Raw genomic sequence first — 10,265 nt, 5'->3', positions numbered from 1 at the left:
CTCCAAAAACCACAAGGCGATTCAAGCGGCAGGGCCGCTTGAAACGCCTGCGAGTTTCAGTTGTTGATCTGGATGGCGAACTTCAGGGTGATCGAGCCACCAGGCGCCAAGGTGTTGGTGCCAGAGGTACCGCAGCTCACGCCGTTGTTGGCAGGCGTGGCCGTGATGCTGGTCCCGGACGTCAGGCCGGTCGCGCTGCAACTGGGTGCTGGCGAGGACGACACCAGGGTGGTCTGGGCCGGGGCCGCATCATTCAAGGACACATCCCGAACCGGGGCTGCGCTGTTGTTGGTGGCCACCACCTCGTAGTACACGCAGTCACCGGGCTTGGCGGTTTGCGAGGCCGTCACCAAGCTCGGGAAGGTGCTGGTGCAGGCGCCTGCCGTGGTGCCTTGCGTCTTGAACACCGTGAGCGCTCCCGTCACAACGCGCGCCGTGTCGGTGTTGATCTGCTGGCCGCAACCGTTGGGCGCGTTCTGGACGGTGTTGCCAGTGCTGTCCACGTCGCTGACGGTGACCGTGACCGTGGCCGTGTCGCCGGCGTTGGCACCACCCGGCGCGAACACCCGCACGATGAATTTGACAGAGTGGGTCGTGGCACCTGGGTTGGTGACAGAGGAGGTCAAGCCGCCCGTCACGAGCTGACCGTTGGTGATCAGCGTGTCATTCGCGTCGACGACACCGTCGTTGTTGACGTCTTTGTAAATGGCGACCGTCCAGTTCGGGGCACTGGTTGTGGCCGTCACCTTGATGTAGTTGTTGGCCGTTCCTGCGCCGCAGGTGCTGACACCGGTGTTGACCAGGTTGTGCGGATAGTCCACGACCTGACCACGGGCGACGCTGGCGGAGCCATTGGCCGTGAGCGAGAAGCTGTAGGCGTTGGCGGCCAGCACAGACACGGCGTCATACAGCACGTCGTTGGCCGGAGCACCATTGGAGGTGACACCCCCAGCGGCCACCTTGATGAAGAGCGGCTGCGTCGAGGTGGGGGCGTTTGCGGGCGAACTCACGCAGGCATAGATGTCCAGCGAACCCGGTGTGCTGCCACTGATGGCTGCAACCGAACCGGTGGTGGCGTTGGCCAATGCGGTGGGCGCGGAGCAGGCTGTGGCGCTGAACACCACCGACCAACCTGCCGGCAGACCGCCTTGGAAGCTGGAGCTGCTGCTGACGCTGAGCGTGTAGGTGTTGGCGTTGCCATCGTAGTTGCGGATGGTCAGCGGAATTTCGCTGTAGCCGCTGCCCGCCACCTTGGCGGTGGTGGTGAAGGCGGGTGAATTGCCAGGGCCAGGGCCCACATCGCCGGCCAGGGCGGTGACCGGTTTGTTGACCAGGTCCACATAGCCGCCGATCACGTCGGTGATCTTGGCAAAGGTGGCGTCCTTCACATTGACGTCGTTGATCGACGTGGCCGTCACGGTGGCGCTGTAGTTGACGCCATTGGCCACAGGCGTGCCGCTGGGCGCCGTGACCTGCAAGATCAGCGACAAGGTGCTGCCAGCAGCCATGAGACCCGTGTCGATGATGCCATCGCTGTTGTTGTCCAGCAGCGGGGTGAGGTTGGCGTTGAGCCAGGTGAAGGTGCTGCCCGCCGGGAAGTTGCCGGGGTTGACCGTCACGTTGAACGTGTCTGGCGCATTGCCGGTGTTGACCAGGGTGTGCGTTTGCCGAACGAAGCTGCCAGGCACGATGTTGGCCGAGGTCACGCCGTCCGTGGCGCCAGCGGGGGTGCCTGCGGTGGTGTCCACCGTGTTCAGGCGCAGACTTCGGTTGGCTGTGACATTGAAGTCCACCGCGTTGGTGTTCACCAGAGTTTCAGCAGAACAGCCTGTCACCGTACCAATGACACAACTGCTGGCCGTGTACTGGGCCGAATTGCTCAAAGTGCCAATGGTGGCGGCGTTGGAAACATCGACTTGGAAGCTCAGGGTGCCGCTGCTGCCCACGGGCACGTTCTTGACCAGGGCCTGGATGACCTGACCGCTTTGCTCGAACGCCACGGTCTGCGATCCCGCGCCGCAGGCGATAGCCGCATCGCCCGCCTCGGTCAGGGCGTTGCCACCCAGACAGCTGATGACGGACTGACCGCTCTTGTAGCTCAGCCCCGCCACAAGGGTGTCCTTGATGTACAGGTCACCGGCCGCCGCACCGTTGTTGGTGTAATGGATGGTGTAGGTGGTGGTGGTGCCGCGCGGGCCGCTGGTGGCCACGGGCCAGGTCCCGTTGACCGGGCTGACCTGGGGCGCGCCAATTTGCTTGGTGACCGAGAAGGCCGCGCTGTTGGTCAAGGTCACTGTGTCGGTGCGCGACAGCGTGGCCGTGCTGTACAGGCTGGCCAGGGTCGCCGAGGGTGTGACCGTGACCGTGCCGGTGTTGCTGGGCCAGGTTCCGAGGGTGGCCGTACTCGGGATGGTGTAGGCCACCACGAAGGCGTAACTCTGACCCGCAGCCAGGGTTTGCGCTGCGGGCACGCAGTCCTGACCGGCCGTGGCCTGGGTACACAGGGCCTGTGTGCCCTGGGGCAGGCCACCACCGTTGTCGGGGTAGATCTCGATCTTGGTGAAGTCCGGTGTGGTCGCACTTTCAACCGCCTTGATGTTGAAGCTGTCGGTGCCGTTGCCGGTGTTGGTCAGCATGTAGGCCATGTAGACCGTGGCACCGGGACCGGCACTCTTGGCGTTGCTGGCCGGCGTGAGCGTGTAGGAGCCGACTTGACTGACCGTGGTGACGACGGTGTTGGAGGTGGACAGCTGAGACGCCCCGGTGTTGTCCTTGTAGGACGCCGTGGCCTGGTTGGTGATGCTGGTGCCAGCCGGTGGTGCCGCTGCAAAGGCGAGCTGACTTGCGCAAAGCCCGCCCACCCACGCGAGCAGGACCACGCCCCGCTGGCGCCAAGTGTGCATGACACTTCCGCGATCTGAAAAATTTGTTCTCATGAATGGACTCCTTGGGTCAAACGGATGTACCCCTGCAACGGCTGCGCCGTGAGGGGCTGGCCATTAAGGCTGGGTTGAAGGGGGAGCAGATGGGCTGCTGGGCACGCGGGCCCGGGCCGAGACTTCGACCCTGGCGCCAGGGTCGATCTGGCCCAAGGTCCAGCGCAAGCGGCGGTACTGGGCTGGGGGAATGGGTTCTTTCTTGCCGCCGGGCAGCTCACGCATCAGCGGCTCGGTGCCGTAGCGGTTGCCGTCGACGGTGACTTGGGCGGTTTGGCGGGGTCTGGCCGTGCTGGCCTGGTATTCGAGGCTGACAGGAATGGGCAGCTCGGCCGTTACATCTCGCACCACACGGGCGCTTTGGTTGGCGTAGACCGCCCGGTATTCGATGAGGTCATTCGGCTTGACGGCGTCCGCCGGTTTGAGCACTTCCTTGCCGGCCTCTTGGGTGACGAGGAACTGTTTCAGATCGACCTTGATGGCCGACTGCGCAGCGGCCGATTCCGGAGGGACTGCAGGGGATTGGGCGTGTGCTGAGGCGGCACCCAAGGTCACCAAAAGTGCAGCCAATAGATGGCAAATTGTTGAATTTTTAGGGAGGAAGTGTTTTGAAAAATGACGTGAACGTCGGCCATGTCTGCTATTTCTGACGAAGATCAGTGCATCTTGCTCGTTTTGAATCATTAAGAACTCCATGAGGGAAAAATTGCGTATAAGCAGTCCGTTCAATGACAAATCCAATCTGCTTAGAATGATATCAAATTTGTTACCTAAAGGTAAAGTATAGGATGAAAAATAGCTGAATTGAATGATTTTGTGCAAAATTAGTCATGTGGTGGCCTGATCTGTGACCGTTGAGCCTGGCCCATGCAGTTTTTGTAGGGGTCACCCAGCGCACGCGCACGCGGGAATGCCTCCATGAGATGCGCTGGGTGATCCCGTGGACTGAGCGCTTGTCCTTGATCGTCCCGCACGCTTCTGCGGCCAGGACGGGTCGACAAAGCCCACGTGGCAGATGGCAGCAGCTTCGAACAGATCTGCACCCAGAGATGAGGTGTTCGGGATCTCTTTAGAGCAAATTGAGCATTAGCAGGGTGCAAACATTGGCTTGAGTTTTGTAGAGGTGTCTTCAAAATCGCCCAATACGCCACAAAGGGCCATGCCGCTGCAGCGCCACCATCAAAGCGCAACTGTCGGCATCGCCATACCGCCAGCAAGACTTCAAGGAGGGTGAAACCTTGGTGCTGACGCCACGCAAGGCGAGGGTGTTGGTGGCGGGTTGAAAGGCTCTTCGGGTAAGCTTTGCAGAACACTTTCCAAGGAACTGCCATGAGCGAACCCTCTGCCTTCGGCTTTGGCCAATTTGTGCCGGGCTTTGACTTTTTACAAAATCTGTCCAAAACCTCGGCCCAGGCCCAGCCCGCGGCGGGCGCCGGGATGCCCGGCATGGCCAGTTGGGTGGCGCCCACGCTCAGCATCGAAGACATCGACAAACGCATCCAAGAGTTGAAGTCGGTGCTTTTTTGGTTAGAACAAAACACCACGGCGCTCAAGGCCACCATCCAGGCGATGGAGGTGCAAAAAATGACCTTGTCCACGCTGCAGAGCATGAACGTCAGCATGACCGATCTGGCCAAGGCCTTCACGGCCAAAGCCCCTGCACCAGCACCTGTTGCTGAGCCACAAGCTGCTGCGCCTCAACCGGTGACGCCACAGCCCGCGCCCGCGCCGAAACCCGTTCCAGCAGATGCGGGGAACGAAGCGCCTGAAGAACCCGCCAAGGCAGCCGCTGCGGGCAAGCCTGCGGTGGACCCGATGCAGTGGTGGGGTGCTTTGACCCAGCAGTTTCAAAACATTGCCGCAGCGGCCGTTAAAGACGTGGCCGCCGAAGCCATGAAGACGGGCATGACGGCCAAAGGGGCCAGCACCTCAGCAGCGGGCCCAAAACCAAGCCCCGCCAAAAAGGCCGTGGCCAAAAAGTCAGCCGCTGCCAAAACCAAACCGGTTGCCAAATCTGCGCCGCGCCAAGCGGCCGCCAAGCGCAAAGCACCATGAAGTTGTTTCCCTGTGGCCATGCCACCCACCCGCAGTGGCGCATGGCCGCTGGCTTGGTGCTGGCGCAGTTGCGTGCCCAGATGGGTTTGCCGGATTACGCCAGCCAGCCCCGATTGGGTTTGCTCTACATCACCGACCATTACGCGCCCGAGGCGCAAGCCCTGCTGGACCACCTGCGTCAAGCCTTGCCCGAGGTGACCGATTGGGCGGGCACGGTGGGCATTGGCGTGGCGGTGAACAACGCCGAGTACTTTGACGAACCCGCCATGGCGCTCATGTTGTGCGACCTCACGCCCGCGCAATACCGCGTGTTTTCGGGGGTGTCGCCGCTGCCAGCGGGCTGGGCCGATGCGGCCTTGGTGCACGCCGACCCCAACACCCCCGACCTGGCCGAGCTGATCAAAGAGATGGCCGAGCGCACGCAGCAAGGCTATTTGTTTGGCGGATTGGGCGCCAGCCGCACGCGCAGTGTGCAGTTCGCGGTACGGGCTGAAGATGCGGGTGGCCCAGAGGTGCACGGCGGCGTGCTCCAAGGTGGCTTGAGTGGCGTGGCCTTCTCACCCGATGTGGCGCTTTTGTCGCGCGTGACGCAAGGCTGTCAGCCTGTGGCCCCTGAGCGAGAGATCACCGAATACGAAGACCATGTGGTGCTCAAATTGGCGGGAGAGCCTGCGCTGGACCTCATGTTGGGGGATTTGGGCATCAGCCTGAAGGACCCGCAAAAAGCCATTGCCGTGGTCCGTGCGACCTTGGTGGGCCTGAGTGCACCCGGGCAGTCTGGCGTGGGCCGTGCGGGCAATCTGGGCAACGACGTTCGGGTGCGCCACATCATTGGCCTGGACCCTTTGCGCCAAGGTGTGGCCATTGCCGAGCACCTCGAGCCGGGCATGCGTTTGACGTTTTGCCGCCGCGATGTGCAAGCGGCCCGTGCCGACTTGGTGCGCGTGTGCGCCGAAATCCGCGAAGCGCTGGAGCCCGAGATGCTGTCCATCGAGGCCATCAACGCCCTGAGCGACGACCCGGTGCCCACCTTGCCCCAAGCCGGAAAGCGCATGGCGGGCGCTGTCTATGTGAGCTGCACCGGACGCGGTGGTCCGCACTTTGGCGGGCCGAGTGCCGAGATGCAGATCATTCGCCATGCCTTGGGCGATGTGCCCTTGGTGGGCTTTTTTGCCGCAGGCGAAATTGCACGCCAACAGCTGTACGGTTACACCGGCGTGCTGACGGTGTTCACGACCGATTGAACCCCCTTGAGCGATCGGCTTGTGCTGCAAAGGCGTGCATTCGGCCGCCAACATGACTTGCGCTTGCCTTGGTGGAGGTTTGCCTTTTAGGGGTTAGCCTTCGTGGGAGCGAGCCCCTGCTCGCGAATGGCTTGTGCTGCAGAAGCTTCCATTCGGCCGCAGGGGCGGCCTCCCACATGACTTGCGCTTGCCTTTGTGGGGGGGTGCCCTCGTGGGCCCTTGCCTCAGTGGGTGCTTGCCTTTGTGGGAGCGAGCCCCTGCTCGCGAATGGCTTGTGCTGCAGAAGCTTCCATTCGGCCGCAGGGGCGGCCTCCCACAATACAAGTGCTGCAAAGGCGTGCATTCGGCCGCAGGGGCGGCCTCCCACAATACAGGTGCTGCAAAAGCGTGCATTCGGCCGCAGGGGCGGCCTCCCACGAAATCAAATGCTGGCGGGCGAAGTCAAACCCCGCGTGCGCGCTCGCTATTGAACCGCGCCCGGAACGTGGAGAATTCGCCCGCGTCGAGTGACTCGCGCACCTCGCGCATCAGGTTCAGGTAGTAGTGCAGGTTGTGGATGGTGGTCAGCATGGGGCCGAGCATTTCACCGCAGCGGTCCAGGTGGTGCATGTAGGCGCGGCTGAAACCGTCTCGGCCGCCTTGGTCCCATGACACGCCGGACGCTCCGGCACACGCGTGGCAGGTGCAGCTGGTGTCCAGCGGTTGTGGGTCGTTTTTGTGGCGTGCGTTGCGCAGCTTCAGGTCGCCAAAGCGGGTGAACACCGTGCCGTTGCGGGCGTTGCGGGTGGGCATCACGCAGTCGAACATGTCCACGCCATCGGCCACGCCCTGCACCAAATCCTCGGGCGTGCCCACGCCCATCAGGTAGCGGGGTTTGTTCGCAGGCAGGCGGTGCGGCGTGTGGGCCATGATCTGCAGCATCAGGTCTTTGGGCTCGCCCACGCTCACGCCGCCAATCGCGTAGCCGGGGAAGTCCATCTCGACCAGGGCGTCCAGCGATTCTTGGCGCAGGTTTTCAAACATGCCGCCTTGCACGATGCCAAACAGCGCGTTGGGGTTTTCCAAGCGGGCGAATTCGTCTTTGGAGCGCACGGCCCAGCGGCGGCTCATCTCCATCGACTTGCGCGCTTCCGCCTCGGTGGTCAGGTGCCCTTTGGTCTCGTAAGGCGTGCACTCGTCGAGCTGCATCACGATGTCCGAGTTCAGGATGGTCTGGATCTGCATGCTCACTTCGGGCGACATGAAGAGCTTGTCGCCGTTCACGGGGCTGGCAAAGGTCACGCCTTCTTCGGTGATCTTGCGCATGTCGCCCAGCGACCAGACCTGAAACCCGCCCGAGTCGGTCAGGATGGGCTTGTCCCACTTCTCGAACTGGTGCAGGCCGCCAAAGCCTTTCATGATGTCCAGGCCTGGGCGCATCCACAGGTGAAAGGTGTTGCCCAAAATGATCTGCGCACCCATCTCGTGCAGGCTGCGCGGCATCACGCCTTTGACGGTGCCGTAGGTGCCCACAGGCATGAAGATCGGTGTTTGCACCACACCGTGGTTCAGGGTCAGCGTGCCACGGCGGGCGTGGCTGGAGGGGTCGGTTTTGAGCAGGTCGAATTGGAGCATGGCAGGGATTGTAGGAGGGGGTCAGTCGGTACCGTCGCCAAAGCATTGCGCGACCACACCGCGCAGCCATTGGTGCCCCGGGTCTTTGTGCAGCCGGGCATGCCAGAACTGGTGAATCGCGCTGCCGTCCACCGCCAGGGGCAGTGGTCGGGTGGTCAGGGCAAAGGGGCCGGTCACGCGCTGGGCGAAACGCTCAGGCACGGTGGCGATCAGGTCCGAATGCCCGAGCACATCGCCCAAGGCCACGAAGTGCGGCACTGTGAGGCGAATGCGGCGTTGCAAGCCCTGTCGTTCCAGCGCTTCGCGGATGGCTTCATCGATCCGCCCGTGGCCCGTGCCCGCGGCCATCACCCGCACATGGCTGGCCTGCGCAAAGTCGGACAAGGTCAAACCCTGCGCATGGGCCAAGGGGTGGCCCTCACGCATCAGGGCCACATACGGTTGGCGAAACAGCGCTTGCTGGAAAAAGCCCGCCTGCAGCTGCGGCAGCAGGCCCAGCGCCAAGTCGGTGCGGCCTGAGGCCATGTCGTCCTTCAGGCTGGCGCTGGTCACCGCCACCACATGGAGCGTGACGCCCGGGGCTGTTTGCGCCAGCGCGTCCATCAGCACGGGCAGGAAATACATTTCGCCCACATCGGTCATGGCCAAGGTGAAACTGCGCTCGGTGGTGGTCGGGTCAAACGAGGCGCGCACATTGAGCGCTTGCTGCAGGCCCTCGAGCGCGGTGGCCACGGGCTCGGCCAGTTGCAGGGCGTAAGGCGTGGGCGCCATGCCGCGCTGGGTGCGCAAAAACAACTCGTCGCCCAAGCTGCTGCGCAGTCGGCCCAGGGCACTGCTGACGGCGGGCTGGCTCATGCCCAGCACGCTGGCCACAGCCGACACGCGCTTTTCCCGCAGCAGGTGGTGAAACACCAGCAGCAGGTTCAGGTCAAGGCGTGCGAGGTCCATGGTGGCGAGGCTATGATTATTTGAAATTCAGATAATGATTATCTTTGAATTTCGATTTACGAAATTCGATGGCGGCGACATGATGTGCATCTAGCCCTGTGGGTGGTCGCGGCCGAACCCTTGCAGTGCCCAAGCGGCCATTCGCGAGCGGGGGCTCGCTCCCACAAGCTCGGCGCCAACCCACACATTGCAGGAGACACCGTGACCGAACACCCCATCCACTGGGAAACGGAAGGCACCAGCCGCGTCCCGTTTGCCGTGTACACCGACGAAGACCGGCACAAAAAGGAGCTGGAGCGCTTCTTTTACAAAAGCCACTGGAGCTATGTGGGCCTGGAAGCCGAGATTCCGAACCCCGGCGACTTCAAGCGCACCGTGGTGGGCGAGCGCTCGGTCATCATGACGCGCGCCGCCGACGGCCAGATCCACGTGGTCGAAAACGTTTGCGCCCACCGGGGCATGCAGTTTTGCCGCGAGCGCCATGGCAACAAAAAAGAGTTTGTCTGCCCCTACCACCAGTGGAGCTACACGCTCAAGGGTGACTTGCAGGGCGTGCCGTTTCGCCGCGGTGTGCGGCAAGACGGCAAGGTCAACGGCGGCATGCCCGCCGACTTCGACCCCAAAGACCACGGCCTCACCGCCTTGAAGGTGGCCACGCGCGGCGGCGTGGTGTTCGCGGCGTTTGACCAGGGTGTGGAGTCGCTGGAAGACTTCATGGGCCCGACCATCCTCCAGTACTTTGACCGCCTGTTCAATGGCCGCAAGCTGGTGGTGCTGGGCTACAACCGCCAGCGCATTCCAGGCAACTGGAAGTTGATGCAGGAAAACATCAAAGACCCGTACCACCCCGGCCTCTTGCACACCTGGTTTGTGACTTTTGGCCTCTGGCGAGCGGACAACAAGAGCGAGCTGCGCATGGACGCCCACCACCGTCATGCCGCCATGGTCTCGACCCGGGGCAGCGCGGGTCAGGCCACGGGGCAGGCGTCGCAGGTGACACAGGTGAGCAGCTTCAAAGAGAGCATGCAGCTCCATGACCCGAGTTTCTTGGACATCGTGCCCGAAGGCTGGTGGCAAATGGGCGAGCAGATGCCCACGGCGGTGATGATGACGCTGTTCCCCAGCGTGATTTTTCAGCAGCAGGTCAACAGCGTGTCCACGCGACACATCCAGCCCGACGGACATGGTGCGTTTGATTTTGTCTGGACGCACTTTGGTTTTGAAGACGACACGCCCGAGATGACCGAGCGGCGCTTGCGCCAGTCCAATCTGTTTGGCCCGGCCGGTTTTGTGAGTGCGGACGATGGCGAGGTGATCGAGTTCTCGCAGCAGGCTTTCGAGACCAAACCCGAGCACCGCATGCTGGTGGAGTTGGGCGGGCGCGATGTGGGTGAGACCGACCACATGGTGACCGAAACGCTGATTCGGGGCATGTACGAATACTGGCGCAAAGTGATGGAGGCCTGAA

Annotated in this window: 7 protein-coding genes; 3 read left to right on the top strand and 4 right to left on the bottom strand. The window is 62.6% G+C overall.

The window, feature by feature from the left end; all coding sequences use genetic code 11:
* Nucleotides 1-56 precede the first annotated feature (56 nt).
* Complete coding sequence (locus B9Z31_RS13570; protein ID WP_100120102.1) at nucleotides 57-2,903, bottom strand: DUF11 domain-containing protein; 2,847 nt, start codon at nucleotides 2,901-2,903, stop codon at nucleotides 57-59.
* Between the two features lie 96 nt (nucleotides 2,904-2,999).
* Nucleotides 3,000-3,506 carry a hypothetical protein gene (locus B9Z31_RS13565; protein ID WP_100120101.1) on the bottom strand — a complete coding sequence of 169 codons (507 nt, stop codon included), beginning with the start codon at nucleotides 3,504-3,506 and terminating at the stop codon, nucleotides 3,000-3,002.
* A 759-nt stretch (nucleotides 3,507-4,265) separates the two neighbouring features.
* On the opposite strand from B9Z31_RS13565, the gene B9Z31_RS13560 reads away from it, so the two are divergent.
* Nucleotides 4,266-4,991 (top strand): PhaM family polyhydroxyalkanoate granule multifunctional regulatory protein, encoded by a 726-nt coding sequence (locus tag B9Z31_RS13560; protein ID WP_100120100.1) that lies wholly within the window; start codon nucleotides 4,266-4,268, stop codon nucleotides 4,989-4,991.
* Entirely contained in the window at nucleotides 4,988-6,235 is a 1,248-nt protein-coding gene (locus tag B9Z31_RS13555; RefSeq protein WP_100120099.1) for an FIST N-terminal domain-containing protein, read from the top strand. The genes B9Z31_RS13560 and B9Z31_RS13555 overlap by 4 nt, the downstream gene beginning before the upstream one ends.
* A gap of 441 nt (nucleotides 6,236-6,676) precedes the next feature.
* Here the strand turns inward: B9Z31_RS13555 and tgt are convergent, their stop codons facing one another.
* The gene (tgt, locus tag B9Z31_RS13545; protein WP_100120097.1) at nucleotides 6,677-7,849 is read right to left on the bottom strand and encodes a tRNA guanosine(34) transglycosylase Tgt; all 1,173 of its coding nucleotides are present in this window, start codon (nucleotides 7,847-7,849) and stop codon (nucleotides 6,677-6,679) included.
* Nucleotides 7,850-7,870: 21 nt separating this feature from the next.
* The gene (locus B9Z31_RS13540) at nucleotides 7,871-8,797 is read right to left on the bottom strand and encodes a LysR family transcriptional regulator (RefSeq protein ID WP_100120096.1); all 927 of its coding nucleotides are present in this window, start codon (nucleotides 8,795-8,797) and stop codon (nucleotides 7,871-7,873) included.
* A gap of 201 nt (nucleotides 8,798-8,998) precedes the next feature.
* Here B9Z31_RS13540 and B9Z31_RS13535 point away from each other — a divergent pair, with 201 nt between their 5' ends.
* Nucleotides 8,999-10,264, top strand: coding sequence for an aromatic ring-hydroxylating dioxygenase subunit alpha (locus B9Z31_RS13535; RefSeq protein WP_100120095.1), 1,266 nt, complete (start codon nucleotides 8,999-9,001; stop codon nucleotides 10,262-10,264).
* Nucleotide 10,265: the final 1 nt, after the last annotated feature.

It is taken from the genome of Limnohabitans sp. G3-2 (genome assembly GCF_002778275.1).
Taxonomy (GTDB): Bacteria; Pseudomonadota; Gammaproteobacteria; order Burkholderiales; family Burkholderiaceae_C; genus Limnohabitans_A.
Note: the sequence above shows the minus strand (reverse complement) of the source record. Positions and strands in the feature narration are given on the sequence as shown.